Consider the following 26,215-nt stretch of genomic DNA (forward strand, 5'->3'; position numbering starts at 1 on the left):
CTCTCAATAACGGCGTTGACCCAGGGCGCGGGCCTGTACCCAGCGATCCAGCTGAGCCAGACACCATTCCGGCAGGCGTCGCCAATAGGGGCGGCGCTGCCAGGGTTCCGGGTCGATTTTTCGGGATCTGGCAAATTCCCGCACAAACAGCCCGTGCAGGAGCAGAGATACCCGGGACAAACGCAGTTCCAGATTCAGTTCGTGATTAAACCACAAACTCAGAAAATCAAAATTGGCTGAGCCCAGTGTGGCCCAGCTTCGATCCACCAAAACGTATTTGGCATGGAGGAAAGCATCCTGATACTCATATATATGCACACCTCTACGCATCAGTTTTTGATAATACGCCTGAATCCCGAATCGCAAAAGTGGATGATCGGTAATCCGCCCCGCAAGAAGCAGGCGCACATCCACTCCCCGCTGCACCGCCCGGTAAATACTGCGCAGCACAATCGGGTCCGGATTGAAATAAGGCGTGGCTATCCAGATGCTCTGGCGCGCCCCGCGAATGGCCGCCAGCAAGCGTCGGCGCACCGCATAACCATTGGGCGGGGTACCCTCCAGAAAACGTCCTTCGCCCCAGGAATGCGCCGCTAGCGTGGGCTCTGCATCAGGATCTGCGGGCAGGGACGGCAGATGCTCGGGACGATGACGAAAAAATATTTCCCGCCCCCCGGCTACCAGCGCTCCCTGACAGGCAAAGAGCAGATCCCGATAAGGGGGATTGCCCGGCTTGGCCTCCAGCCACTCATCATCAAAAGCAAATCCACCCACAGCCAGCCATTGCCCGTCTATGGCGACAATGCGTCGATGGGTCCGGCGCAGACGCTTTTCCAGCCCCTTCAACTGCAGACGGTGATAGAAATGCAGATGCGCTCCGGCTTCCCGGAGCGCATTGACCCAACTTTCAGGGAATCCTCTGCTGCCCAGAGCGTCGAGAGTCACATAAACGGCAACACCGGCGAGAGCCTTGTCGCAAAGCAGGCGCAGAATCCGCTCGGGCCAGGAACCCGCCGTAAAAATGTAATTCTCCAGCAGGATTTCCCGGGAAGCGGCGCTGAGCCGGGTTTCCAGCCAGTGAGCTATGGGCTGCATGTCATTGAGCAGCACCCAGTCAGGAATCGTCTCCTGTTGCCGGATACGGCGGTGCAGCAGGTGCCCCGTCAACAAGTTGGATTCCACCGTTTTCCTCCCTCATCCCCGCGCCAAAATTTCACAGGAGGAAGGGTAAAGTCAATGCCACTTGCTGCGCCACTTTCTGTCAGGGCCTTCTTTCACGTACAATGAGCGGCTGACTGGCACAGGAGTTGTGCAATGAGCAGCACCATCGCCCTGAATCGCGAGGCGAAACACGATTATTTCATTGAAGAGCGCTTTGAGGCCGGCATTGTCCTCGAAGGCTGGGAGGTCAAGTCCCTGCGTGCCGGGCGCCTGAACCTCAAGGATAGTTATGTCATCGTCAAGGAGGGTGAACTCTGGTTACTGGGTGCCCATATCAGCCCCCTGCTGACCGCCAGCACCCATATTCATCCCGACCCCACCCGCACCCGCAAGCTGCTGATGCACCGGGAACAGATCAACCGCATGATCGGCAGCGTCGAACGCAAGGGTTTCACCATGGTGCCCCTGGCTATGTACTGGAAACAGGGTCGCGCCAAAACCGAAATTGCCTTGGTGAAGGGCAAACAGGAACATGACAAGCGCGCGACGATCAAAGATCGGGAATGGCAACGCGACAAGGCGAGAATCATGAAGGGCGGCTCCAGAAATTTCTGAGGCCGCATTTCTGGGGGTCACTAGCGGATGCCAAATTTCCAATGAAATTCATACGGAGTAAACAGGGAATGTTCTACTGCAAGAAAGCATGGCGTTATTCTGTCGGGATTATCGGCATCCTACTCGGGATCCTGCTTTTGCAGAGTGTCGTGTCTGTTGCCGTGGCCAGCCCTGCGACCAGCGATGGGGATCTCGACTACTGGCAAGCCCTGGCCCATACCCGGTACATCCAGGAAGGTAGCAAGGGACCTGTTATTTATGATTTTTACGACCCCAATTGCCCCTATTGTCATGAAATCTATACCTGGCTGCAAAATCCCATAACCAGCCGGCAAGTTCGGGTGCGTTTCATTACGGTCGGCTTTCTCACCCCCAGTAGTGCCGGCAAGGCGGCTGCCATTCTCGCCGCCTCCGACCCGCTGGCGGCCATGAAAATCAATGAAGACAAGTTCAGCACCGAGGGTGGTCCGGAAGGCGGTATTCCCCCTGCCTCTGCTGCCGTGCAAAAAAAGATGCGTCCGGCGCTGGATTTCAATGCTTCCCTGTTGATCAACAAGGAAGCCGAAGTGCTGGGGATTCCCGGAGCCAGCGTACCGTTTTTAGTCTTTCGTGCGGGCGGCAAAACCCACTATGTCGCCGGACTTCCGGACAATAGACAATGGGCAGAAATCATTCACGCACAATGACTGTCACGCGTCGCGCTTCCTGGCTGGCAGGGTTGGTGATTTGCGCCGGGATCCTGGCCTTTGCGCTGGTGCTCTGGCTGCAGTTCGCCCGTGCCGAACAACCCTGCAGCCTGTGTGTGTATCAGCGTCTGGCGGATCTCGCCGTGATCCTCATCGTAGCCATGGGGTTTTTCTGGCAGGGCGGCATACGCCGGGGTTTATGGATACTGGCGGCCCTCTATGCCCTTGCCGGTGCGGCACTGGCCGGCTGGCAGTGGCATCTGGCGCTAATGGCCAAGGCCCGGTTAGATTCTTGTGCTGCAGTACAGGTATTTCAAGGCAATCCGGCGCTGGGAAGCTGGGGCAAAGCTTTTGCGGCGACCCTGTCGGGACATGGCTCCTGCGCATTGGCCGGCACCCGAACCCTGGCCGGATGGCCGGTTACCCACTGGAGTATCGTATTTTTTCTGGGCTGCGCGGTGATTTTACTGATTGCCCAGCATTTGCTGGGCCGCGCCCGATCCTGAACTGTCAACGCGGCCAGTGCCAGTCCTGACGCAGGGTTTCCAGAACGGACAAAGCCCGCTCCGCTTCAGTGCTCAGGGCATTGACGTGACCCATTTTGCGGCCGGGACGAGCCGCTTTTTTCCCATACAGATGCAGCTTGATCTGGGGATGCTGCAGCAGCTGCTGCCAGTCGGGCTCTCCGGCTTCCCATAAATCTCCCAGCAGATTCATCATGACCACCGGGCTGATCAGACGGGTATCAGCCAGGGGCAAGCCGCAGAGTGCACGCACCTGCTGATCAAACTGGCTACTGACACAGGCATCGATGCTGTAGTGACCACTGTTATGGGGACGGGGGGCCATTTCATTCACCAGTAATTGCCCTTTCGCAGACACGAAAAATTCGACGGCCAGCACCCCCACATAATCCAGCGCGGTGGCGATGCGCGCCGCACTGTGGCGGGCCTGGGTCTGCAGGGCTTCAGGGACCCGGGCCGGAACAATGCTGAGATCCAGCACGCCCTGGTGGTGGATGTTTTCAGCCGCCGGATAAAACACCATCATGCCGTCCACAGCCCGCGCCAGAATGATGGAAAACTCCTGTTGCAGCTGAATACGGGATTCCAGAATGGCTTCGGGCGTATTCAGGCTTTGCCAGGCGGCAGCCAGTTCGCTGGCCGTGGTCACATCCCTTTGCCCCTTGCCATCGTAACCAAAGCGGGTGGTTTTCAGAATGGCGGGAAAGGGTAAAGGTTCCGTCGTGGGCTGTGCCGCTGAGTTCACGTCCTCCATCTGCCGTAACACGGCGAAAGGAGCAGTTTCCAGACCCAGTTCCTGAAAAAAGGATTTTTCCCGCGCCCGATCCTGGGCAATGGCCAAGGCCTCGGCACCGGGACGCACGGGGATGCGCTTTTCCAAATAATGCATGGCCGAAGCCGGGACATTTTCAAATTCAGCCGTGACCGCTGCACAGTGATCCGCCAAAGCCTGCAAGGCGGCAGGATCATCGTAGGCCGCACAAAGATGCTGGTCAGCTACTGCTGCCGCCGGGCAATCCGGGTCGGGATCCAGTACCCACACCGGGTACCCCATGCGTCGGGCCGCCAGTACGAACATCTGTCCCAGCTGCCCTCCCCCCAAAATGCCGAGGGTGGCACCGGGCAGGATCACGAAGGGGACTCCGGTAAGGTCATACCCAGGACCATCGCCTCCTGGTGCTGGCGAAACTCCTGCAGGCGTTGAGCCAGGGAAGCATCCGTTGCAGCCAGCAAAGCCGCCGCAAAAAGGCCGGCATTGGCGGCCCCCGCCGTACCGATGGCAAAAGTTGCCACGGGAACACCCTTGGGCATCTGGACAATGGACAGAAGAGAATCCATGCCGTTGAGATGCCGGGACGGAACCGGAACACCCAATACTGGCAGTATCGTTTTGGCCGCCAGCATCCCGGGCAGATGCGCCGCCCCCCCCGCTCCGGCGATAATGCAGCGCAACCCCCGGGAGGCGGCCGTGGCCGCATATTCAAAGAGCAGGTCCGGGGTGCGATGCGCCGACACGACCCGTTTTTCATGGGAAATATGCAGCGCCTGCAGCTGTTCTGTCGCAGCGGCCATGACCTCCCAGTCACTGTTGCTGCCCATTACCACCCCAACCAGGGGATGTTCCATGCCTGTTCTCCTCTCTGGGCCTTTACATTAAACGGGTTATAATGCCTGTCATGGAAGAAGCGCTCAATACCAGACACCGCCCGATTCGCAGCTTTGTGCTGCGTCAAGGGCGTATTACGGCGGCACAAAGCCGCATTATCGACAACCTGCTACCGGCCCTGAAAATACCGGTAGAACAGCCCTGGCAGGATCCCTGGAACGGGCAACGCGCCCTCACCCTGGAAATCGGCTTTGGTAACGGCGAACATCTTGCCGCCTTGGCGGCCGCTCATCCCGAGCAGGGATTTATTGGCGCTGAAGTCCATACGCCGGGGGTGGGATCGTTGTTGCTGCAAATGGATAATGCCGGTATCAACAATATCCGCATTGTCCATGATGATGTGGTCGCCTGGATGAAAACCCTGCCCGATGCCCTGTTCCAGCGCATCATCATTCAGTTTCCCGACCCCTGGCCGAAAACCCGGCAACAGAAGCGCCGCCTGATTCAGCCGGAATTTGCGGATATGCTGTGCCGGCTCCTCCAAATAGGCGGAGAATTACAACTGGCTACTGACTGGGCGGATTATGCCGAGCAAATGCTGACCGTCCTCAATCAAACCCGGGGCCTGCACAATATCCAGCCAGATAAAGGTTTTGCCGGGCGCCCCGCCAACCGCATCCCGACACGCTTTGAAAGGCGCGGCGAAAAACTCGGCCATAGCGTTTATGATCTGGTCTTTTGTCGGGTGAATGGATAATTTCATACAAAACCATCAGTGAGGAGGCAACATGCACAAAGTCAGCATTATCGGAGCAGGCTTCGGGGGTTTGACGGCAGTGCGGCAAATGCGGCGGCAGCTACCGGATGCGGAAATCACCCTTATCGCACCCCGGGCAGAATTCATTTATTACCCCAGCTTGATCTGGATTCCCACTGGATTACGTCAGGGCGAGCAGCTACGTATTCCCCTGGAGCGCTTTTTTCAGCGCAAAAAGGTGCAGTTTCATGCCGGAAGGGTCACCGGACTGCGCGATGCTGGTCGAACCGTCATCACCGATCAGGGCGAAATCGACAACGATGTGCTGATTATTGCCAGTGGCGGACGGGGGCTGCGCAAATTGCCGGGCATCGAACACAGCCTGGCCATTTGTGACGGGATCGAAGTGGCGGAGCAAATTCGTGATCGCCTGGCGGCCCTGGATAAAGGCACCATTGCTTTTGGCTTTGCAGGCAACCCCCAGGAACCGACAGCAGTGCGCGGCGGGCCGGTTTTTGAACTGCTCTTTGGGATTGACAGTTATCTGCGCAAAATCGGCAAGCGCGAACAAATCCAGCTGGTGTTTTTCAACCCCATGACCGAACCCGGTAATCGCCTCGGTGCCAAGGCCGTGGCGGGATTGCTGAGCGAGATGGAGAAACGCCATATCCAGACCCACTTGGGCCACAAAATCACCGGATTTGCTGCCGACAAAGTGATGACCGAAGGCGGCGATATTGACGCCGACCTGATTCTGTTTATGCCCGGCATGACCGGCCCCGATTGGGCAGCAGCATCGGGATTGCCGCTATCTGCTGGCGGCTTTATTCAGGCGGATGAATACTGTCAGGTCCCTGAGCATCCGGGGGTTTTTGTGGTGGGAGACGCAGGTTCTTATGCGAACAGTCCCGACTGGCTTCCCAAACAGGGACATACCGCCGACCTGCAGGCGCAAGCGGCTGTTCACAACGCGCTGTTACATCTCACCAACAAGCCTTCTGATAAAGCCTTCCGGGCGGAACTGGTGTGCATTGTCGACACCCTCGACAGTGGCATCATGGTGTTTCGCAACAAGGACCACGCAAGTGTTTTACCCAATCCCCTCTGGCACGCCGCCAAAATGGCTTTTGAGTGGCGTTATCTGCTGCATTATCGCTAACGTTCAAGGTCCCGATCAGGGACGTTTTTCGCCAGACTGGTCATAGTGGCGCCCCTTCCAGGCGCCACCCCGGCCCAGATAGTGACGGCGAGCGGAATCCAGGGTCATCAGCGTATAGAGCATGGCGGCCACGGGCAGAGTCAATACCCACAGACCGTTCAAAGCATACAATCTGACGCTGGGAGCATAAGCCCAGGCCATCAGCCCCAGGGCGAGCCCTGACAACGTCGTCCAGAGCCATTGCGGCAAAACCAATCCGGCGACCAGCATAACCATCGGAAGCGCATAAAGAAATATCATCCCAAGAGTGGCCTCCAGCAGGCGCCAGGGGCTGAATTGCAACTGCACGTAAGCCGAACGCGTCACCATCCGCCAGATTTCGTCCAGAAACCGATAATCGCGCAAACTATGGCTTTCAGTTCCCAGCCCCAGCCAGATGGGGCCTTGTTTTTTCATCAGGGCAGCCAGGGTGCAATCATCAATCAGTGCCCCGCGCATGGCGGCAAAACCACCCGCCTGCAATAACAGATCCCGACGCAGCAACATACATCCGCCTGCAGCCCCGGCCAGCGGGCGGCGCCGGTCATTGACCCAGGGAAAGGGATAGAGCATCTGAAAAAAGAAAATAAAGGGAGGAATCAGCAGGCGCTCCCAGAAACTGCGGCAGGACAGCATCACCATCAGGGAAACCAGGGCGCGATTATCGCGCTGCTGGTGCAGCACCAGCTTTTCCAGCACATCCGGACCATGGACGATATCGGCATCCGTAAACCAGAGGAGCGGCGCCTCCCCGGCGGCGGCAACACCCTGCTGCATGGCCCAGACCTTACCCGCCCAACCTTCGGGAAGCGCCTTGCCCGCAAGAATCAGCAGGCGCCCGGCGGCACCGATGCTTTCTGCCGCTGCCTGAGCAATATCTGCGGTCCCGTCCGTACTCTGATCATCTACCACCATCACCCGCAAGGCACCTGGATAATGCTGACTGAGCAGGGCGCTGACACAGGGGCCAATGCCTTCAGCTTCATTGCGCGCGGGAACAATGGCAACGACGCCCGGCAGGCACGCTGACGAAGCCTGCTGATGATCCGCCAAGCTTGCTGGCGGCAAGGCTGGGAGGCGCTGATCAGCGCGCCAGAAATAACCCCGACCAAAAAACAGGACCAGCCAGGCGAGTAAAACTCCACCCACCAGAATATCTAGGAGCCACAGCAAGGAGGTTGCCGTCAGACCTGCCACTTGGCTTCGGCAGAATGCGTTGCCCCCGGGTCGTCCAGTCCCCGGCGCAGACAATCCTGTTTGATGGCCAAGCGCAGATCATTCTGGGAATCGGCAGCGCGGAGTGCATCTTCATACTCTACCAGGCCATCGGCATAAAGTCTGAGGAGACTTTGATCGAAGGTTTGCATACCCACGTCGTTGGTTCGACCCATGGCCTCCTTGAGCAGGCCCACCTCACCTTTATAAATCAGATCGGCAATGGCCGGGGTATTGATCAGCACTTCCATCGCCGCAATACGTCCCCCCTGGCCCTTGATGGGCAACAGGCGCTGGGAAACGACGGCTTTCAAGTTCAGAGACAAGTCCATCAGCAATTGTTTTTTGCGGTCTTCTGGGAAAAAGTTGATGATGCGCTCAACTGCCTGGTTAGCGTTATTGGCATGCAGGGTGGACATACACAGATGGCCGGTTTCTGCATAGGCCATGGCATGATCCATGGTATCCCGATTGCGCACCTCGCCGATCAGAATCACATCGGGGGCTTCGCGCAGGGCATTCTCCAGAGCTCTCTCATAATTGAGGGTATCAATCCCCACCTCGCGCTGATTGACGATGGATTTGCTGTTTTTATGAATGTACTCAATGGGATCCTCAATGGTGAGGATGTGCCCGGCGGCATTCTGGTTACGATACTGAATCATGGAGGCGAGAGAAGTACTTTTGCCCGAACCCGTCGCCCCGACAAACAGCACCAGGCCCCGGGAAGTCATGGCGAGGTCCTTGAGTACCGGCGGCAACTTGAGTTGCTCCAAAGTCGGGATCTGGGTTTTGATGGCGCGTAAAACAAACCCCAGCTCGCCGCGCTGATAAAACCCATTGACGCGAAAGCGCCCGATCCCCGTGGCCGAAATCGCCATATTCACTTCTTTTTCATGCTGGAATTCCTGGAGACGCTCCATCCCCAGAATTTCCTTGGCCAGACCCAGCACCTGACCGGGCTTCAACATGTCCGTACCCAGGCTCACTGCGCGGCCGTCAATTTTCATGACCGGCGGGGAACCTACCGTCAGATAAAGATCCGAACCATTTTTTTCGACCATCAACGCCAACAAATCATCCAGTACCGACATGCAATCGTCCTCAGGCCACGTTCATGAAACTGTCTTTGTTTTGCACCCGGCGCATGGCTTCTTCGCGGGTGATTTTATGCGCCCGCACCAGATCCGCCAGACACTGATCCAGGGTTTGCATCCCCTGATTCTGTCCGGTTTGAATCACCGAATACATCTGCGCCACCTTATTTTCGCGAATCAGATTACGGATGGCGGGAGTGGCGATCATGATTTCGTGGGCGGGTACCCGGCTCTTACCGTCGGCAGTTTTGAGCAGGGTCTGGGAGATGACCGCCCGCAAGGATTCCGAGAGCATGGCGCGAACCATGTCTTTTTCACCCCCCGGAAAGGAATCGACAATACGGTCAATGGTTTTGGGTGCAGAACTGGTGTGCAGGGTGGCGAAAACAATGTGTCCGGTTTCTGCGGCGGTCAGGGCCAGACGCATGGTTTCCAGATCCCGTAATTCGCCCACCAGAATGATGTCCGGATCTTCACGCAGGGCCGAGCGCAGGGCGTTTTCGAAGGAATGGGTATTGGGACCCACTTCCCGCTGGTTCACCAGCGACTTTTTCGCCGTATGGATAAATTCAATGGGATCTTCAATGGTAATGATGTGATCCGGCCGATTGGCGTTGATGTGATCTACCATGGCCGCCAGTGTCGTGGACTTTCCTGATCCGGTCGGCCCCGTCACCAGCACGAGCCCACGGGGTATATTAATGATTTCCGTGAAAGATTTCGGGGCATTCAATTCTTCCAGGCTCAGCACCTTGGCGGGAATGGTCCGGAATGCCGCCGCCGGTCCCCGGTCCTGGTTAAAGGCATTGACCCGAAACCGGGCGATGCCCGGTAACTCATAGGCAAAATCGATTTCGAGATTTTCTTCATACCATTTGCGCTGGGAATCCGACATGATGTCATAGATCATCGCGTGGACGGCCTTGCTATCCAGCGCCTCCACATTCAGAGGACGCATGTCGCCGTTGATGCGCAGCATGGGGGCCAGCCCCGCTGAAATATGCGTATCCGAGGCATTGTTTTTCACGGCAAAGGTGAGCAATTCTGCGATATCCATTTATCCACTCTCCACTGGGTATGGGGATTTCATCATCTGGCCATCATTTGGGCGTTATTTGGGCATCAGGTCCTTTGGGCGTTACTATAGTCGACATTGGCCATTTCGCCCACGTTCGGGAGTCTCATGTCACTTGCTGAAAATCTTGCGCAGGTCCAACGTACCCTGACTGCATCTGACCGCACCACCTTGCTGGCAGTCAGCAAGCGGGTTCCCGCCAATGTTCTGAGGGAAGCCCATGCTCTGGGACTGCGCCATTTCGGTGAAAACTATGTGCAGGAAGCGCTGGAAAAACAGGCCACCCTGCAGGATCTACAGCCTGTTTGCTGGCATTTCATCGGCCGGATTCAGCGCAATAAAACAAGCGAGATTGCGCAACATTTTGACTGGGTTGAAAGTGTGGACCGCCCCCTCCTTGCCCAGCGTCTGAATGCGGCAAGACAGGGAGCCGCCACAAAGCTCAATGTTTTGGTTGAAGTAGCGGTCAGCGGGGAAGACAGTAAAGGCGGATGCCTGCCAGCCGCTCTGGAAGCCCTGGCAAACGAGATCGAGAAGCTGCCCCATCTGCGCATGCGGGGACTGATGGCCCTGGTGCATCCCGACCCTGATCAGGCCCGGGGCAATTTTACCCAGATGCAGGCTTTATTTCACGCGCTGCAGAACACCGGGAAATACCCCGATCTGGACACCCTTTCCATGGGAACCTCAGCGGACTACATCCAGGCTTTGGCTCATGGTGCCACTGAAGTCCGGCTGGGCACCATTTTGTTTGGCCGCCGTCACCAGGAGAGCTTATGACTGAACAACACATTGTTTTTATTGGTGCAGGCAATATGGCCCGCGCGCTTATTTCCGGCATGCGCCAACAGGGTATTCCTGGCGAGAGTATTCAGGTACATGCTCCCAGCACTCTGCATCGGGGAGCCCTTGCCGAGGAATTCGGGGTCCGCAGTCGTCCTGCCCAAGTGGAAAAGCTACCGGAAAACAGTGTCGTGATTTATGCTGCCAAGCCCAAACAGATGCCTGCCATCCTCCACGAATGGGGTGATACCTTGCGCAGCGGGTCCGCACTTTTTGTCTCTGTGGCAGCCGGCATCTCCAGCACACAAATCACGGCTTTACTGGGCGAAGAAATCTCCGTCGTCCGCGCCATGCCTAACACCCCTTCCCAGATCGGTGCTGGCGCCACTACCCTGTTCGCCAGAGCAAACGTCGGCGCCAGCCAATGTGACACGGTACAGCAGATTTTTTCCGGGGTCGGCAAGGTCTTCTGGCTCCACGATGAAGCCTTGATGGATACGGCTACGGCACTGGCTGGCAGCGGTCCGGCCTACGTGCTTTTGTTTCTGGAAGCCCTGGAAGACGCAGCCGTACTCCAGGGGCTGGATCGGGTCACGGCCCGGGCGCTGGCTTTGCAAACCGTCCTGGGTACGGCCCAGATGGCTGCCGCCAGCCCGGCCAGCCCCAGCGAACTGCGCCACCAGGTCACCAGCCCGGGAGGAACCACGGCGGCGGGATTGGCTGTCTGGGAAGAACAGTTGCGTCCCCTCGCCCAGCGCGCCCTCGCGGCTGCCGCTGAACGCGGGCGGGCACTGAGCCAGTTACTGAAGAAAGACGCATGAATAGCATCAGCATTGAAATGGCGCGACTGACCGATCTGGTCCTTACCCTGTTGTTCTGGGCCATCCTGATTCGTGCCATTTTATCCTGGGTGCAACCCGATCCCCGCAACCCGATTGTGCATTTTCTCGATCGGGTGACCGGGCCGATTCTTTATCCTCTGCAACGCATTATTCCGCCCCTGGGAGGAATGGATCTCAGCCCACTGGTAGCCCTTTTACTCATCGAGTTATTGAAAGGTCTGCTGGTCAATGCCATTCTCAATCTGGGCGGCGTATAAAGCGCCGGCATTATTCAAAACCAACCGGAATCCACCATGACATCAACTTCCCACGCTTATAGCCTGGACGGCATTCTCGACATCTATGCACGGCCTTTCAATGACCTGATTTTTGCGGCACAGCAGGTCCATCGCCAGCATTTTGACCCCAATACCATTCAATGCTCTACCTTGTTGTCCATCAAAACCGGAGGATGTCCGGAAGACTGCGGTTATTGCTCACAAAGTGTGCATCATGCCAGCAACCTGAAATCCGAAGCGCTGATGGATATCGAAGCGGTGCGCAGCGCTGCCGCTGCCGCCAAAGCCAATGGTGCGCAACGACTATGTATGGGTGCAGCCTGGCGCTCCCCCCACGACAAGGACATCGAAAAAGTCGCTGCCATGATCCAGGTCGTCAAGGAACATGGTCTGGAAAGCTGTGTCACCCTGGGCATGCTGAAAAGTGGACAGGCCGAGCGACTGCAGGCGGCCGGACTGGATTATTACAATCATAACCTCGACACTTCGCCGGAATTTTATGGGGAGGTGATTCATACCCGCAGTTTTCAGGATCGTCTGGATACTCTGGAAGCGGTCCGCGATGCCGGCATCAAAATCTGTAGCGGCGGGATTCTGGGCATGGGTGAATCGCGCCGGGATCGGGCGCGCATGTTGCAGGTACTGTCGCAACTTCCCCAGGCCCCGGAGAGTATTCCCATCAATGCCCTGGTACCCATTCCCGGTACGCCACTGGAATCGGTCACACCCATTGATGGACTGGAATTTGTGCGCACCATTGCGGTAGCCCGGGTGATGTTTCCCGAAGCCTATGTGCGACTCTCTGCGGGACGGGAAAGCATGAGTGACGAGTTACAGGCTCTGGCTTTTCTGGCGGGCGCCAACAGCATTTTTCTGGGCGACCGCCTGCTGACCACCGATAATGCCAGCAGCGGTCATGACCAGATGCTCTTTGAAAAACTGGGACTTCACGCCGGATAATCTGATTCTCTAAACATCAATGCTCCCCGAAAGACAGGGGCATGGAGTAATTGAGCATGATTTCATCTTCGCCCGGATCACTTTCCTTGATGTAGGCGTTAGAAATATGGGCAATTTTCAGCCCAAAACGGGACTGATTGGCAAACTGATAATCCAGACTCAGCTCCAGACGAAACTGAAAAGTACCATCCAGATACTTGCCACGGCCCTGATGATATCCACCCATGGCGAGCACCGGGGTCAGCACCCAGTGGTCCCAGGCCACATCCGTATAAAAACCGGTATAGCCCATGAAACCGCCATTGGTGTTGGCCATCAATCCATAGACAGCGCCAATACCGAATAATTTGGCCCCGGTCTGATATTCCAGGTTGATCATCGGCAAAGTGGAATTTGTATATCCGGGGCCTGGGGTCACACCCGCCGCATTGAAAGCCCCCAAACCAATATTAAAATATGAGGGGCCGCCCTGAATAATATGCAGCCCTTCACCATCCGCCATGGCCGGGGCTGAGATCATCAGTCCGAAAATCGCACCGCCGAAAGCCCAGACCCACTGCTTGTTTTTCATGATTACTCCTTTAGATCTATTTGTTGCATCATCTTGCCGACATCCAGTGTTTAGGTTAAGGTGTCAACCGAACGGTCAGTATGCGATTTACTGCTTATCCTGTCAAAAATGTACAACAGGTGGATGCAGCAAGTCGTCCTGATGAAAACCGCTGAAACACAGTATATACGGAATGTTTCGATTGTTTTATGGCCCGGTTCTGGAATCGGCTGCTGTCATTGCAACAAAGGATAGTTATGCGCTGGCTCAAACGCTTTGTAGTCCTGATCATCCTCATTATTGTCGCTTTCGGTGCCTATGCCTATTTTCAGATTGCCGACTATTATCCCAGTACCGATGATGCCTATATTCACGCCCATGTGGTCAACATTGCCCCCCGGGTAACCGGACATATTGTCGATATTTATGTCAAAGACAATCAAGTGGTCAAAGCCGGGCAGCCCCTGGTCAAAATAGATCCGGAGGCCTACCACTACGACGTACAAAAAGCCGAAGCGGAACTGGCCCAGGCTGAACGTCAGACCAGCGCCATTCAGGCCAATATTGCGGCGGCCGAAGCACGGGTCAGTGCCGACCAGATTACTTATCAGAACGCGCAACGCAATGCCCAGCGGGCGGCGGCTCTGGCGGCGCAAAAATATTTATCCGCCCAGGAAGCCGATAACCGGATGACCGCAGCCAAAGGCGCCATGGCACAATGGCAGGCCGAAAAAGCCAACCTCTCAGCCACCCGTGCCCAGCAAAGCCTCAATGCTGCCCGGATTGCGGCGGCCAAGGCGGCCTTGGGTACGGCCCAAATGTATCTTTCGGAAACTACCCTCTACGCCCCCATCACCGGGGTGGTCAGCAAGGTCGATAAAATTCATGTGGGTGATGTGGTGAACATCAACCAGGATCTCTTTCCGCTTATTGGCAACGGCGAATACTGGGTGGAGGCGAACTACAAGGAAACCGATCTCAACCGGGTGCATCCCGGTCAGAAGGCTGATGTGCAAGTGGACATGTACCCCAACCATTCCTTCAAGGGGAAGGTGGTGAGTCTCAGTGGCGGGGCTGGAAACGCGTTTTCTCTGCTGCCTCCGGAAAATGCTACGGGAAACTGGGTAAAAGTCACCCAGCGCGTACCAGTGCGAGTGATGATCACCAATCCCGATCCCAAGCTGCCTCTGCGCATTGGCACCAGCGCATCGGTGACCATCAATACCGGCGGAGCGCCAGATTGGGTCAAATTTCTGAAACCCATTCTTTGAAAACCAAAACGGCGTGGCAAAAATCTTCCATTACTGCTTGCAGCGGGAGCACAAGCAACATCCGCGAAAGTTTAAACTAACGTCCTTTATCTGAAGGTTTTCGGGGAAACTGTGCAGTGCTCCCAGCTCAGAAGTGCATGCACCTGCTGATGTGCACTGCGCGCTCGCCTGCGCTTTTTTTCGATATGCACAGTCTGCATCCCCATCCAGCGGGCCGTGCGTAGATTGACCAGGGTGTCATCAAAAAACACGCAGCGCCAGGCCGGAATGCGCAGCCTTCTCAGCACCTGACGATAAGCATGGTGATGCGGCTTTCCCTGAAACCCGGCGCTTTCCATGTCGAAGACCTCTTCCACCAGATCCTCCACCTGCAAACGCTCCAGTACCCGCCAGGCATGGCTGGCCACACTGTTGGTAAACACATAAATGGGACCGGGCAGGCGGATCAGCCAATGACGCAATGGCATATTTTCCGGGACATCGGCTGACAAGGCGGGAGGATGAATGGCTTCGAGAAATACCCGGGGATCAACCGGGTGATGCCGCAGCAGACCGGCAAGCGTGGTGCCATAACGACGCCAGTAATGGTGCCTGAGCTGATCTGCCGCTTCCGGTTCCAGGCCCAACTCCCGCATCAGGAAGGCATTGATGTGGGTGTGCATCCAGGGAAAACAGTACCGATCAGCATCATAAAGGGTATTGTCGAGGTCAAAAAGAAAAACCGGCAGGGCTTTGCGTCGCCAGGCAAGCAGGCGCAGCTTGCGGGACCCGGCAGAAGAACGTCGGCGGTTCCGCCCTGAAGGTGCGGGAAGCGTTTTCACAAAGTATTGGCAATCAGCGTCCCGACCCCGGCATCGGTAAATATTTCCAGCAACAAGGCGTGAGGGACTCGACCATCAATAATATGGGCAGCCTGAACGCCCGCCGCCACTGCATCCGACAACACTGAATTTTGGGTAGCATACCTCCATATATATGACCTTCGGCAATCATCTGCGCGACCTGGTCCGCTTTCAGCTGAGTGCGCAAGGTACCATCCTGATCCAGCACACCTGCCACGTTGGTCATCAAAATGAGTTTTTCCGCCTTCAGGGTAGCCGCCAGAGCACCCGCCACCAGATCGGCATTGATGTTATAGGACTCCCCACGGGAACCCACGCCGATGGGCGCCACGACCGGAATAAAATCACCCTGATCCAGCCAGTGAATCACCTCGGGGTTGACGGCGGCGACCTCCCCCACCAGGCCCAGATCCACCGCGTCATTGCGCAAGGGCCGGGCGCGAATCAATGCCCCGTCTTTACCGGTCAACCCTACGGCCCGTCCACCGGCGCGGTTGATGCCCTGAACAATTTCCTTGTTGACGCGACCCCCGAGGACCATTTCCACCACTTCCATGGTCGCCGCGTCAGTCACCCGCATTCCGTCCACAAAGTGCGTTTCCACCCCCAGGCGCTGCAACATGGCACCAATTTGCGGCCCGCCACCGTGGACGACCACTGGATTCATACCCACCTGCTTCATCAAGGTCACATCATAGGCGAATTGTTCCTGCAGATGGGCCTCCGTCATGGCATTTCCACCATATTTGATGACGATGGTCCGGCCGTGGAAACGCTGCATATAGGGCAGGGCTTCTACCAGAACATGGGCTTGCAGTTGGGGATTTTTATCCATGGAAGTCTCGTGCTGTCTTGCTCAAAAATCAGGCCGTAGCGGGTGCCAGTCCGCGCAACAGGATTTCAACAATACCGGCATCATATCCGGCAGGATCATCCGCGAAAGTAATGGGAGGATAGTGACGTAATATATCCCGTGACTGGAAAAAAAACACATTGGCGCCGAGCAGGAGAGTGGCCACCAAGGCCGGATCAAAATCCGGCCGGAACTCCCCCCGGGTTTGTCCCAGTTTGAGCACATCGACCAGGGCCGAAAACATGTCGGCAAAACCCTGTTCCGCAAATTCCTGCGCCCTGGGTGCGCCTTTTTCCAATATTTCCCGCCAGACCAGGCGCACCAGCTCAGGTCTTTTGAGGAGCGCCTGGAGGTGATTATGGGCAAAATGACGCAGCACGTCCCGCACTGAACCGTGGGCACTGACAGATTCATTGAGGACGGCCCGAAGATTATGACTGGCCATGCGCAACACGGCGAGATACAACGTGTCTTTGTTGGGAAAATAGTGATAAATATTGGCCTTGCTGATCCCTGCTTCACAGGCAATGGCACTCATGGAGACTGCGTCAAAAGCCTTATCGGAAAACAGCTTTTCTGCAGCGGCCAGAATACGCTGGCGCCCATCTCCTTCTGCTATTGCCTGGATATTATCCATGAATTTCCTCAGTCATTCCTTTTCATCTATTATCAGGCACTTGATAAGCACCTGACCAATCGGTCAATATCTGGTCAGTGTACCATCACCGAAGGTGAATGTCGCTTTACAGTAAAATTCCAACCATTATGCTTGTCCAAGTGATGGCCTTTGATCGCCGAATAAGGAAATCTGCATGTTTAGTCATTCTCCCAGCCACGGAGACCTGTCATTTTCACTGTTGTTGCGCGCTTTACGCGGTATCACGCTCTGGCAACCGATTCTGGTTTATATTCTCGCCGTTTTTATCGGCATGGCGGGCCTGGAATTTTTTGTGCAGTGGCCGGGCGGGGTAATAGGTGCCGGTATTGGCCTGCTGATTCTGTTTGTCAGTTTTGGCGTGGGCTATCTGGGTGCTGGCGGTGTATTACTCCATGAAGCCCGGGGAGATGCCTTACCCGGTATTCTGCATAGCCTGCGCTTTGGGTTGAAAACACTCCCCCGCCTGATTGGCCTGCTAGTTATTGAGAGTCTTCTGCTTTTGGGTATTTTTGTGGTGGAACTGCTGGGCTTTCTGGCCTGCAAAATACCGGGAATAGGGGCTATTCTATTTGTACCTTTGTTTCCGCTGGCCATGTTGATCAATGCCGTGGTTTTTGTTCTGGCCATTATTGTTTTTAATTTGTCTGGTCCAGCTCTGTGGCATGGTGAATCGGTAAGCAATTCTCTGCGCCATACCCTCAGCATTGCCCGCAACAAACCCGGTTCCATCTTGCTGATGATGTTATTACTCGGTGCCCTGTCAGCCGGCTTGGCCATCATCATCGCCATCATCCTCTATACCGGTTACAGCATGGCCCTGTCTGCCGCTGCCCCGGCGCTGGCCAGCGAACTCAGTCGCAGTGCCGACATGTTCTGGCAGATGATGGATGCTATTTCCGGTCATCCTTTTATCTCCCATAGCGCTGCTCCTATCGGTACCCCAGGAACGATGGCTCTGTATAATATCGGCCTGAGTATGGGAATGGGCGTCGCCACCGCCCTGGTTTTCATTATCCCGAACATCGTTTTCCTGCTGGGCATGGCACATATTTATATTGAAGCCCTTGAACTGGTAGCACCTGAGGATGTCTAATTTGCTTATGAAAAAATGGTTACAGCAACTGGAAATTGAAAAAAACCGCTGCCAGAGTTGCGGCATGCCCTTACAGTTTGATCCGCAGGGCGGCGGCACGGAAAGCGACGGCAGTCACAGTCCAATTTATTGCAGCTACTGCTATGCCGAAGGCGCTTTCAAGGATCCTGAATTGACGCTGGAGGCCATGCAGCAGCGGGTGCGGCAATTGATGCGCAAACGTAATGCGCCTTGGTATATTCGCGCCTACATGGCGCACCGGGTTCCCACCTTAAAACGTTGGCGGAGTTGTAAACGCTAAAAAATTGACATGAGAAAAAGCCCCCGAATCCTGAGTTCCGGGGGCTTTACTGGTTAAACTATCGGATTAGAGGGCGCTGCGCGGACGCCGACCCCGACGTGGCTTCAATTCCTGCATCAAGGCATTGCCTTGGGCTTCCAGTTCCTGCAGGGCGTGGTGATTTTCCCCCACCCTATCCCGGACTTCGGCAATAGCTGCGAGGATTTGGGTAGGTTCCCAATCAGGCACTAAACGGGAAACACGATCCATCAGCGAACGCCGCTGGGCTTCGCGTTCGCGTTTGGCGCGGGGATTTTCCTGCAAGGACTTTTTCTGCTGCTCAATTTTCGCCAACTGCTCCCGCAGGCGCATTTCCGTTTGCCGTTGCTTTTCTTCGAGATCGGCAAGGCGTTCTTCGGCACTACGACGATGACGTTTTTTTGTTTGGGATTCCATACTCGCTCACTCCTGAAAAATAAATTGACATTTTGGCCTGAGAAGCCAATAAAAAAGATTATGTCAGCTTGTTTTTGCTTTGGCAAATACAAATGCATCGGCGAATATATGTTCCGAATCCAGCCCGGCCTGTTCTAAAACCGCCGATAAAGAAAAAACCATATCCGGATGACCACAAATATAAGCATCAAACGCGCTGGCATCCGGAAAATCGTGAACGACCTGCTCCGTCACATAGCCGGTAGGACCAGACCATTGATCATCAGGCTGGGAAACAATTTTGGTCAGGTTAAAATGGCTGTATTGTGACTGCCATTGCTGTAGTAGTGATTCATAATAAAAATCTTGCGCATGACGGACTCCCCAATAAAAATGAATCGGGCGAATGGAGCCCTGGGCAAACAGGGATTCCAGCATCCCCTTGATGGGCGCAAAACCGGTACCTGTAGCCACCATCAGCAAAGGCCGGGTAGATTCCTGACGAATAAAGAAAGTCCCCAGCGGGCCCTCAAAACGTAAAATGTCTTTTTCTTTCATGCCCGAAAAAACATGCCCGGTAAAGGCTCCGCCTGCCACTTTTTTGATATGCAATTCCAGGAGAGCGTCGTCATTGGGCGTATTCGCCAGAGAAAATCCGCGCCGGCTACCGTCCTTCAACAGGATGTCGATATATTGTCCAGGCAGAAACTGCAAACGCTCCGTACTGGGTATTTTGAGAAACAGCGCGCGTACGTCGGGAGCAACATCTTCAATTTTTGCCACCCGGGCGGGTAGAGTTTTAATCTGGATATCCTTGGCGGCGCCGATCTCCCGCACTTCAATTTTCAGGTCGGAAAGAGGCATGGCCTGACAAAAAAGCGCCAGCCCCTCTGCCTTTTCGGCATCACTCAGCACTTTTTCTTCAACATCCCCGTAATCTACCGCGCCACTTAAAATACGTCCTTTACAGGTGGCACAGGTACCGTTGCGACAACTGTAGGGAATATTGAAGCCATGCCGCAGTGCCGCCTCGAGAATGGTTTCATCACTGTCACAATCCAGTTCGTGACCGCTGGGTTCAATGGTTAGACGATAAGGCATCGCTTGCCCCTCTTAAGTAAGGTAGTTGCGGATATTCTAACAGAAGCCGATGAGGTTGACTGCTGGCCGAACCGTCTCAGGGATATATGCGGTTTAGATCAAAACTATTGACTATTTTGCAAAACAATTCGGCGGTTTGCTGCGCATCATACAAGGCGGAATGGGCCTGGGCATGATCCCAGGACAAACCGGCCGCCAATGCGGCTTTGGCGAGGACCGTTTCCCCGTAGGCGAGGCCGGCCAAACTCACCGTGTCAAAGGTACTGAACAAATGAAACGGATTATTTTTTACACCGGAACGCTTTTCCGCCGCCTTGATAAAAGACAGATCAAAGGCAGCATTGTGACCCACTAGAATAGCCCGGCGGCATTGCGCGGCTTTTACCGCCGTGCGCACTGCACGAAAAATACCGCGCAGCGCATCTTCTTCAGAAACCGCTCCGCGCAATGGCTGAAAAGGGTCAATGCCGGTAAAAGCCAGAGCCGCCGGGTCAAGCACCGCTCCGGTAAAGGGCATGACGTGAAAATGATGACTGGCGACGGGTTTGAGTTGCCCTACCTCGCCGCCAATGATAACCGCAGCCACTTCCAGCAAAGCATTGCGTTCCGGATCAAAACCCGCCGTTTCCACGTCCACCACCACCGGCAAAAAACCCCGAAACCGTCCCGCCAGTGCGGCCATGTGCATTATCCCTCTGTTCGTTGTGCGAATGTCAGGGCATATGGTGCCGCTAACAATACTGCGGTAGAAACACTCAAGGTGACGGAAGCCGTCAGCATCAACATCACCACCAATTGCATGGAAACAGCGGCAAGGGGCGCCATACCGGCCAGAATCATGCCCGCCGTAATTCCGGGTATGTGGATCATACCCACACTTTTCAGGCTATCTATGGTTGGTATCAGTGAACCGCGCACCACCATGGCATAGAGGCTGCGCATGGCCTGCCGATGCCCGGCGCCCAATGCCAGCATGGCCAGCAGCATGTCCTCGCGTTGATCCACTTCACTGCGCAAGCGGTTCAACGCCAGAGACACGGCATTCATGGCGTTGCCGATAATCATCCCGCCAATGGGCACCAGGGATTCCCCGCGCCAGAATACCAAGCCGGAAAACAGCATCCAGGCCAGGGTAACCGTGGTCGCAATGCCGATACTAACCACCCCGATCCAGTAGGCGTGGGGAATACCGGCACCCCGCTTGCGATTGAAGCGCCCCGCCATCAGGATCATCAGCACCAGAAAAACCAGGAGCAGGAGTGGCTGATGTTGGCGGAACAACCAGCCCAGCACAAAGCCCATGATGCCCAGCTGCACCGTGGCACGCAGCGCCGACCAGAGCAGGTCCTTGCCTACCCCGAGCTTCTGCCAGGCCGAGAGCGCCCAGGCGCTGCCCAGCAGTCCCAGAACCCCAGTCAAAGCCCAGGGCGAAAATGTACGGAATATGTCCGGTGCGGCATTGTGCATGAATGCGTCTTTCTGTGTGAATCAGCGGGCCACAGAGAGAGGGCGCCATCGTCCGGCCATAAATCCCTCCAGGGGCGAAAAACGTCTTTTATAATCCATTTTGGGACTGCCTGCGACCCAATAACCCAGATAAAGGTAAGACAGTCCTTGACGACGCGCCCAGTCAATCTGGCTCATGATGGCAAAAATGCCCAACCCGCGTTGCGGCAGATCTGGCCGGAAAAAGGTATATACCGCAGAGAGGGCATTGTCCACCAGATCAACCAGGGCAACCGCGAAGGCTTCACCGGCCTTTTCAAATATCAGCAGACGTGCCTCGACATCACCCGTTTCCGTCATCATTTCTGCGTATAAACGTTCTGCCTCCAGGTCCATACCGCCATCAGGATGTCGTTGCCGCTGGTAATCGGCAAATAACCGGGCATGCTGCGCATCCTGATATGGTGTAGTCACGCGCAGTTGCAGGTCTTGATTACGCGCCCGGGTCCGTTTTTGGCCTCTGTCCGGCTGAAACCGCTCCACCGGAATGCGCACCGAAATACAGGCATCGCACTGCGGACACATGGGGCGATAGGCCAGAGGTCCGTTGCGCCGAAACCCATTCTGGAGCAGTTGATGATATTCCTGCCCACCCAGCTTGGCATACGGATCGCTGAGCACCAGCAGCTCATCCTGACCGGGAAGATAAGGACAGGATTGCAGGGGCGACAAAAAAAAGTTCATGGCCAAAATACATCATCCCAGGATAAAAACGCTTGCCAGGCATGGGGCGTCGGCTGATTTTTCAGCAAAGTCAGGTGCTGCAAAAATTCAGCACGGGTCATTTCGCCTGCCCCCATACTCTGCAGGTGGGGGGTCAGAAACTGGGTATCGATCAATCCGAAATTCCAGTAGCTGAGATGTTTCGCCAGCCAGACCAGGGCGATTTTTGAGGCATCGGGAACCCGGCTGAACATGGATTCGCCGAAAAACAATGCGCCCTGGGCAACACCATACAACCCGCCCACGCGCTGGCCATGCTGCAAAACTTCCACACAATGCCCATGCCCTGCGGCGAACAGGTCCAGATAGGCACTGCGCATTCCATCAGTAATCCAGGTACCCCCCTGGCCGGAACGCGGCGCCGCACAGTCATCGAGAACGCCCGCAAAATCCCCATCCAAACGTACTTGCCAAGCGCCAGCGTCGGCATGTTTACGCAAACTGCGGCTGATATGCACGGCATCCGGTTTCAGCACGTCGCGCGGATCCGGAGACCACCACAAAATAGGGTCTTCTTCTCCAAACCAGGGGAATATCCCCTGTGCATAGGCCTGAAGAATCCGCTCGGGAGACAAGTCTCCACCCACCGCAATCAGAGGACTTTCGGCATGGAGCGGATCCGGAAAGACTACGGAAGGATCCGTGCTGTTGAGGAGAACGGGTCTTGCCTGCTCAGGACGCAATACGATGAAATCCTGAATGCCGTTTCACAAGCCACCCCCGTCAGATCAGAAACTAGGGATAACTATACCCCTTTTGCAGCGCCTGCAAAGCCGCCACCCGCGCTTCCAGACTCGGATGGGTGGCAAAAAGACCCTGCCAGCTTCCGGAAATATAAGCCGTTGCCATGGGATCACGTACGGCATCATGCTCGACATGCAGGGCTGTGGCACGTTGATGCAGCTTTTGCAGGGCAGAAATCATTGCTGTAGCCCCGATTTGTTCGGCCGCAAAACGATCGGCTGCAAATTCCCGGCGCCGCGAAAACCAGGTGATGGGAATCAATGCCAAAAAAGACAAGGCTACCTGCAGGGTCATGGAAACCGCAAAGGCGATCATGGGACGATCATCAAACTGACGTGCCGCCAGCATCGACAACCAGAATACAAAGGTATTCATCAACCCCTGGAGCAAAGTCGTGCTGACCATGTCACCGTTATAGACATGGCCCATTTCATGGGCGAGCACCGCCTGGACTTCTTGATCATTGAGCAGATTCACCAGCCCGCTACTCACCGCCACCATGCTGTGGTTGCGTCCGGGTCCGGTGGCGAAGGCATTGGGATCATCATTCCAGTACACCCAGACTTCCGGCATTTTAATACCCAGACGGGTGGAGAGTTGGGCCACGGTGTCATAGACCAGGCGCTCCTTGGCGGACTGAGGTTGCTCTATCCTTTGCATCTGCATCCCGGCCCTGGCGAGGTGCTTGGACAGCAACAAGGAAACGAAGGCGCCGCCAAAGCCGATGACCAGAGCCCAGAGTAAATCGGCCATACCGACCATGCCGCGCAGGTCCACCCCGAAAGCGGGTAAAACCCAATTGACCAGAATGGTAAAAGTAATGGAAAGGGCAATAAAAATGAGTAGGTTGGTAAACACCAACAAGGCTATGCTCTTGAATGATTTCATGACATTCACGCTCCATCAGAATATCGACTGATCACTATCCCGGCTCCTACGATAATACGCGCCGCGCTGTGACACACTGCCTTCTGTTTTTATGACAGTTCGCTGAATCGTAACATCAATGCCATCCGGTCGGAAGAGTCAGAAACTGACTTCTCCAGGTGCTGGATGCTTCTACCTGAAAAGGAATTTCACCAAGGCAAGGAATGGGCATAAGGCGTTGCAATGTTTCCAGGGTCCCCGGCGCAAGATCGGGATGCAGGTGATTGGCCACCCAACCCGCCATGGGCAAGCCCCGGGCGAGAATGGCCTCGACAGTGAGTAAGGCGTGATTGATGGCGCCGAGGCGCAAACCTACTACCAGCAACACCGGAAACTGCAGATCAAGGGCGAGATCCGCAAAACCCCAGTCTTCTCCCAGGGGTACGAGAAAGCCCCCGGCCCCCTCTACCAGAACCGCATCCATACCAACCGCCTGGGTCATGATAAACTGTTGAATATGCTGACGATTCAATACCAGCCCGGATTGCGCGGCCGCCCAGTGCGGAGCGATGGGCGGGTCCAGGGCATAGAGACAGGTTTCCGCAAAAGAACGGGGCGGCATCGATGCGCCGCGCAGTATTTCCACATCCGTCCACTGCCCGGAAGCTTCGCTACCGGAGACGATGGGCTTTAATGCCGCAACCCGGGCCATTATCTGCAGGCAGCGTTGCGCCAGGGCTGCGGTGACCGCCGTTTTGCCGACGCCGGTATCGGTCCCGGTGATAAACAGCCCGCGCCGCTGTGGAGCAGCGCAACTATTTTGCAGCGCTTTCATGAGCGTCTCGGGATGCGGGTCAAAGGCAGGAGCACGGCACCATCTTCACGGGTTACTGCTCGCGGGCCGCTACTCCAGGCATGCCCGTAAACCACTTCGTAAGTAGCGGGCAAACGTTCCTGACTACGGAAGGTTTCATAGGCATCGCGGAGTTGCTGCAAGCGGGCCGGCGTCAATAATCCCCGGGGCCGTCCCGCCCTGGCATTGGTGGCTCCCACTTTGCGTAAATCCTGTAAAAGATCGTCCAGGGTTGTATAGGTCAATTGATAATGCTCCACGTCCAGCACCGGCATTTCATAGCCCTGGCGAACCAGCGCATCACCAATATCGTGCATATCCAGGAACTGACTGACATGAGGGTGAGCATCGAGGCTGGCAAAGGACTGGCGGAGTTCGGTCAGGGTGTCCGGCCCCAGAGTGCTGAACATCAACAGTCCTCCGGGGCGCAAAACCCGGGCAAACTCACGCAGCACCTGATCCAGATCATTACACCACTGGATGGACATGTTGGCGTAGAGCAGGTCCATGGAAGCCGTTGCCAGGGGCAGATGCTCCGCATCTCCCTGACAGTAATGCTGGCGCTGCCGCCAGCGTTTGCGTTGGCGCGCCACCTGAAGCATCCCGGCGGCCAGATCCAGGGCCAATACCCGCGCCTTGGGGTAACGCGCATTGAGTCGGCGGCTTTGCAGCCCCGTACCACTGCCCAGATCCAGGATCCATTGGGGTTCCAGCTTGACCAGATCAAGGCGCTCAAGCAATTGCTGACCGACCTGATCCTGGAGCACCGCGCTGGCCTCATAACTGTCTGCAGCCTGGTCAAAGGCGCGGCGAATGGCGCGCTTTTCCAAATGATCGGCTATCGGCAGCGAAGGATTCATGTCCAATGCTCCAAAATGGCATCCCGGCAGAGTTCCGGCCGGGATAAAAAGGGTGCGTGTCCCGCCTGTTCGAGCATGGTCAGTTGGCTGCCGACAATATGCTGGTGCAGGTAAAATGCGGCCTCTGGAGGCACAATGCGGTCCTGGGCGCCGTGAATCACCTGCACCGGCAGGGTCAAGGTACCCAATGCAGCGCGCAAATCCACTTCCTGGAGCAGTTTCAGCCCATCAGCCAGACAGGCGGGATCCGGGCTGGGCCACGCGGCCATGCCATCCAGCGCGCGCCGTCCTTGCGGATCGCCTAAAACCTGCAACGCCAGAAAGCGCTTGCGGGTGCCTTGGGGATCAGTTTGCAGACGCAAACCAAAATCCTCCAGGGTCGCAGCAGGAATGCCCGCCGCCCAGTCAGCCCGCTGGCGAAAACTCGGGGAACTGGCCATCAGCACCAGCCCCCTGAGGAGCCCGGGTTGACGCAGACACTGGTTCAGGGCCAGGCCCAAGGCCAGCAGCCCACCCAAAGACCAACCCAATAAAATGGGGGGTGTCGCTTCCCGGGAAAGCAGGTCCTGCAACTGCTGCAGCAACTCCGGCCAATGCATGCCGGTGGCCGTACAGGGGCTGCGCCCATGGCCCGGCAAATCATAGCTGATGCAAGTAAAATAAGGCTCCAAAAGGGCACGCCAGCCGGCAAAAACCCGGCTTTCCATGCCCCAACCATGCAAAAGCAGCAAAGTCGACCCTTGCCCGCTCTGTTCTCGAAACCAACTCATCCCTTAACCTGG

32 protein-coding genes are annotated in these 26,215 nt (G+C 56.0%); 12 read left to right on the top strand and 20 right to left on the bottom strand.

Annotation, left to right across the window (positions count from 1 at the left end):
- Nucleotides 1–3 precede the first annotated feature (3 nt).
- Nucleotides 4–1,182 (bottom strand): phospholipase D-like domain-containing protein, encoded by a 1,179-nt coding sequence (locus AC2VLR_RS00270; RefSeq protein WP_486880336.1) that lies wholly within the window; start codon nt 1,180–1,182, stop codon nt 4–6.
- 132 nt (nt 1,183–1,314) lie between these two features.
- Here AC2VLR_RS00270 and smpB point away from each other — a divergent pair, with 132 nt between their 5' ends.
- The 3 genes from smpB (at nt 1,315) to AC2VLR_RS00285 (ending at nt 2,968) form a co-directional block, all read left to right on the top strand.
- Nucleotides 1,315–1,776, top strand: coding sequence for an SsrA-binding protein SmpB (gene smpB, locus AC2VLR_RS00275; protein ID WP_215842997.1), 462 nt, complete (start codon nt 1,315–1,317; stop codon nt 1,774–1,776).
- Between the two features lie 68 nt (nt 1,777–1,844).
- On the top strand, nt 1,845–2,462 hold the full coding sequence (locus AC2VLR_RS00280; protein WP_486880337.1) for a thiol:disulfide interchange protein: 618 nt from the start codon (nt 1,845–1,847) through the stop codon (nt 2,460–2,462).
- Nucleotides 2,459–2,968 (top strand): disulfide bond formation protein B, encoded by a 510-nt coding sequence (locus AC2VLR_RS00285; RefSeq protein ID WP_486880338.1) that lies wholly within the window; start codon nt 2,459–2,461, stop codon nt 2,966–2,968. Before AC2VLR_RS00280 ends, AC2VLR_RS00285 begins: the two co-directional genes overlap by 4 nt.
- Nucleotides 2,969–2,972: 4 nt before the next feature.
- On the opposite strand, the gene AC2VLR_RS00290 is transcribed toward AC2VLR_RS00285, so the two are convergent.
- Complete coding sequence (locus tag AC2VLR_RS00290) at nt 2,973–4,118, bottom strand: 5-(carboxyamino)imidazole ribonucleotide synthase (protein WP_486880339.1); 1,146 nt, start codon at nt 4,116–4,118, stop codon at nt 2,973–2,975.
- Nucleotides 4,115–4,612: a 5-(carboxyamino)imidazole ribonucleotide mutase gene (gene purE, locus AC2VLR_RS00295; protein WP_215842993.1), complete on the bottom strand. Its 498-nt coding sequence runs from the start codon at nt 4,610–4,612 to the stop codon at nt 4,115–4,117. The genes AC2VLR_RS00290 and purE overlap by 4 nt, the downstream gene beginning before the upstream one ends.
- Nucleotides 4,613–4,653: 41 nt before the next feature.
- On the opposite strand from purE, the gene trmB reads away from it, so the two are divergent.
- Both trmB and AC2VLR_RS00305 read left to right on the top strand, forming a co-directional pair.
- A complete protein-coding gene (trmB, locus tag AC2VLR_RS00300) occupies nt 4,654–5,349 on the top strand; it encodes a tRNA (guanosine(46)-N7)-methyltransferase TrmB (RefSeq protein WP_486880340.1) in 696 nt (231 codons plus the stop codon).
- Nucleotides 5,350–5,380: 31 nt separating this feature from the next.
- Nucleotides 5,381–6,508 (top strand): NAD(P)/FAD-dependent oxidoreductase, encoded by a 1,128-nt coding sequence (locus tag AC2VLR_RS00305; RefSeq protein WP_486880341.1) that lies wholly within the window; start codon nt 5,381–5,383, stop codon nt 6,506–6,508.
- A 15-nt stretch (nt 6,509–6,523) separates the two neighbouring features.
- Here AC2VLR_RS00305 and AC2VLR_RS00310 read toward each other — a convergent pair whose 3' ends face one another.
- Genes AC2VLR_RS00310 through AC2VLR_RS00320 form a run of 3 tightly spaced genes read right to left on the bottom strand, consistent with a single transcriptional unit; the run spans nt 6,524 to nt 9,916 of the window.
- The gene (locus AC2VLR_RS00310; RefSeq protein ID WP_486880342.1) at nt 6,524–7,720 is read right to left on the bottom strand and encodes a glycosyltransferase; all 1,197 of its coding nucleotides are present in this window, start codon (nt 7,718–7,720) and stop codon (nt 6,524–6,526) included.
- A gap of 11 nt (nt 7,721–7,731) precedes the next feature.
- Entirely contained in the window at nt 7,732–8,856 is a 1,125-nt protein-coding gene (locus AC2VLR_RS00315) for a PilT/PilU family type 4a pilus ATPase (RefSeq protein ID WP_486880343.1), read from the bottom strand.
- A 10-nt stretch (nt 8,857–8,866) separates the two neighbouring features.
- Nucleotides 8,867–9,916 (bottom strand): type IV pilus twitching motility protein PilT, encoded by a 1,050-nt coding sequence (locus tag AC2VLR_RS00320; protein WP_486880344.1) that lies wholly within the window; start codon nt 9,914–9,916, stop codon nt 8,867–8,869.
- A 126-nt stretch (nt 9,917–10,042) separates the two neighbouring features.
- Here AC2VLR_RS00320 and AC2VLR_RS00325 point away from each other — a divergent pair, with 126 nt between their 5' ends.
- Genes AC2VLR_RS00325 through bioB form a run of 4 tightly spaced genes read left to right on the top strand, consistent with a single transcriptional unit; the run spans nt 10,043 to nt 12,797 of the window.
- Nucleotides 10,043–10,714, top strand: a complete 672-nt coding sequence (locus AC2VLR_RS00325; RefSeq protein ID WP_486880345.1) for a YggS family pyridoxal phosphate-dependent enzyme — start codon at nt 10,043–10,045, stop codon at nt 10,712–10,714.
- Nucleotides 10,711–11,538, top strand: a complete 828-nt coding sequence (gene proC, locus AC2VLR_RS00330) for a pyrroline-5-carboxylate reductase (protein ID WP_486880346.1) — start codon at nt 10,711–10,713, stop codon at nt 11,536–11,538. The genes AC2VLR_RS00325 and proC overlap by 4 nt, the downstream gene beginning before the upstream one ends.
- A complete protein-coding gene (locus tag AC2VLR_RS00335) occupies nt 11,535–11,816 on the top strand; it encodes a YggT family protein (protein ID WP_101536563.1) in 282 nt (93 codons plus the stop codon). The genes proC and AC2VLR_RS00335 overlap by 4 nt, the downstream gene beginning before the upstream one ends.
- Before the next feature lie 36 nt (nt 11,817–11,852).
- On the top strand, nt 11,853–12,797 hold the full coding sequence (gene bioB, locus AC2VLR_RS00340) for a biotin synthase BioB (RefSeq protein WP_486880347.1): 945 nt from the start codon (nt 11,853–11,855) through the stop codon (nt 12,795–12,797).
- 16 nt (nt 12,798–12,813) lie between these two features.
- Here bioB and AC2VLR_RS00345 read toward each other — a convergent pair whose 3' ends face one another.
- The gene (locus tag AC2VLR_RS00345) at nt 12,814–13,368 is read right to left on the bottom strand and encodes an acyloxyacyl hydrolase (protein WP_486880348.1); all 555 of its coding nucleotides are present in this window, start codon (nt 13,366–13,368) and stop codon (nt 12,814–12,816) included.
- Nucleotides 13,369–13,604: 236 nt separating this feature from the next.
- Here AC2VLR_RS00345 and AC2VLR_RS00350 point away from each other — a divergent pair, with 236 nt between their 5' ends.
- Nucleotides 13,605–14,618 carry an HlyD family secretion protein gene (locus tag AC2VLR_RS00350; protein WP_486880349.1) on the top strand — a complete coding sequence of 338 codons (1,014 nt, stop codon included), beginning with the start codon at nt 13,605–13,607 and terminating at the stop codon, nt 14,616–14,618.
- Between the two features lie 86 nt (nt 14,619–14,704).
- Here the strand turns inward: AC2VLR_RS00350 and AC2VLR_RS00355 are convergent, their stop codons facing one another.
- Genes AC2VLR_RS00355 through AC2VLR_RS00365 form a run of 3 tightly spaced genes read right to left on the bottom strand, consistent with a single transcriptional unit; the run spans nt 14,705 to nt 16,950 of the window.
- Entirely contained in the window at nt 14,705–15,439 is a 735-nt protein-coding gene (locus AC2VLR_RS00355) for a pyrimidine 5'-nucleotidase (RefSeq protein ID WP_486880350.1), read from the bottom strand.
- A gap of 13 nt (nt 15,440–15,452) precedes the next feature.
- Nucleotides 15,453–16,295 carry an acetylglutamate kinase gene (gene argB, locus AC2VLR_RS00360; protein ID WP_486880351.1) on the bottom strand — a complete coding sequence of 281 codons (843 nt, stop codon included), beginning with the start codon at nt 16,293–16,295 and terminating at the stop codon, nt 15,453–15,455.
- Nucleotides 16,296–16,323: 28 nt separating this feature from the next.
- Nucleotides 16,324–16,950, bottom strand: a complete 627-nt coding sequence (locus AC2VLR_RS00365) for a TetR/AcrR family transcriptional regulator (protein ID WP_215842980.1) — start codon at nt 16,948–16,950, stop codon at nt 16,324–16,326.
- A gap of 175 nt (nt 16,951–17,125) precedes the next feature.
- Between AC2VLR_RS00365 and AC2VLR_RS00370 the strand changes: the two genes are divergently transcribed.
- A complete protein-coding gene (locus AC2VLR_RS00370) occupies nt 17,126–18,064 on the top strand; it encodes a hypothetical protein (protein WP_486880352.1) in 939 nt (312 codons plus the stop codon).
- Nucleotides 18,065–18,071: 7 nt separating this feature from the next.
- A complete protein-coding gene (locus AC2VLR_RS00375; RefSeq protein ID WP_226818650.1) occupies nt 18,072–18,365 on the top strand; it encodes a zinc ribbon domain-containing protein in 294 nt (97 codons plus the stop codon).
- A gap of 66 nt (nt 18,366–18,431) precedes the next feature.
- Here the strand turns inward: AC2VLR_RS00375 and AC2VLR_RS00380 are convergent, their stop codons facing one another.
- From AC2VLR_RS00380 to AC2VLR_RS00425, 10 genes are all read right to left on the bottom strand, one after another.
- Complete coding sequence (locus AC2VLR_RS00380; RefSeq protein WP_486880353.1) at nt 18,432–18,800, bottom strand: hypothetical protein; 369 nt, start codon at nt 18,798–18,800, stop codon at nt 18,432–18,434.
- 63 nt (nt 18,801–18,863) lie between these two features.
- On the bottom strand, nt 18,864–19,880 hold the full coding sequence (locus AC2VLR_RS00385) for a CDP-6-deoxy-delta-3,4-glucoseen reductase (RefSeq protein ID WP_486880354.1): 1,017 nt from the start codon (nt 19,878–19,880) through the stop codon (nt 18,864–18,866).
- A gap of 76 nt (nt 19,881–19,956) precedes the next feature.
- Entirely contained in the window at nt 19,957–20,562 is a 606-nt protein-coding gene (gene rnt / locus AC2VLR_RS00390; RefSeq protein WP_486880355.1) for a ribonuclease T, read from the bottom strand.
- A gap of 5 nt (nt 20,563–20,567) precedes the next feature.
- Complete coding sequence (locus AC2VLR_RS00395; protein ID WP_486880356.1) at nt 20,568–21,347, bottom strand: ABC transporter permease; 780 nt, start codon at nt 21,345–21,347, stop codon at nt 20,568–20,570.
- Nucleotides 21,348–21,368: 21 nt separating this feature from the next.
- Nucleotides 21,369–22,070 (bottom strand): arginyltransferase, encoded by a 702-nt coding sequence (locus AC2VLR_RS00400; protein ID WP_215842973.1) that lies wholly within the window; start codon nt 22,068–22,070, stop codon nt 21,369–21,371.
- Complete coding sequence (gene aat / locus AC2VLR_RS00405; RefSeq protein WP_486880357.1) at nt 22,067–22,792, bottom strand: leucyl/phenylalanyl-tRNA--protein transferase; 726 nt, start codon at nt 22,790–22,792, stop codon at nt 22,067–22,069. Before aat ends, AC2VLR_RS00400 begins: the two co-directional genes overlap by 4 nt.
- 52 nt (nt 22,793–22,844) lie before the next feature.
- Nucleotides 22,845–23,741, bottom strand: a complete 897-nt coding sequence (gene htpX / locus AC2VLR_RS00410) for a protease HtpX (protein ID WP_486880358.1) — start codon at nt 23,739–23,741, stop codon at nt 22,845–22,847.
- Between the two features lie 115 nt (nt 23,742–23,856).
- Nucleotides 23,857–24,555, bottom strand: a complete 699-nt coding sequence (gene bioD, locus AC2VLR_RS00415) for a dethiobiotin synthase (RefSeq protein ID WP_486880359.1) — start codon at nt 24,553–24,555, stop codon at nt 23,857–23,859.
- Complete coding sequence (bioC, locus tag AC2VLR_RS00420) at nt 24,552–25,433, bottom strand: malonyl-ACP O-methyltransferase BioC (protein WP_486880360.1); 882 nt, start codon at nt 25,431–25,433, stop codon at nt 24,552–24,554. The genes bioD and bioC overlap by 4 nt, the downstream gene beginning before the upstream one ends.
- A complete protein-coding gene (locus tag AC2VLR_RS00425; protein ID WP_486880361.1) occupies nt 25,430–26,203 on the bottom strand; it encodes an alpha/beta fold hydrolase in 774 nt (257 codons plus the stop codon). The genes bioC and AC2VLR_RS00425 overlap by 4 nt, the downstream gene beginning before the upstream one ends.
- Nucleotides 26,204–26,215: the final 12 nt, after the last annotated feature.

The sequence above is a fragment of the Acidithiobacillus sp. TH-A117 genome (genome assembly GCF_057473465.1).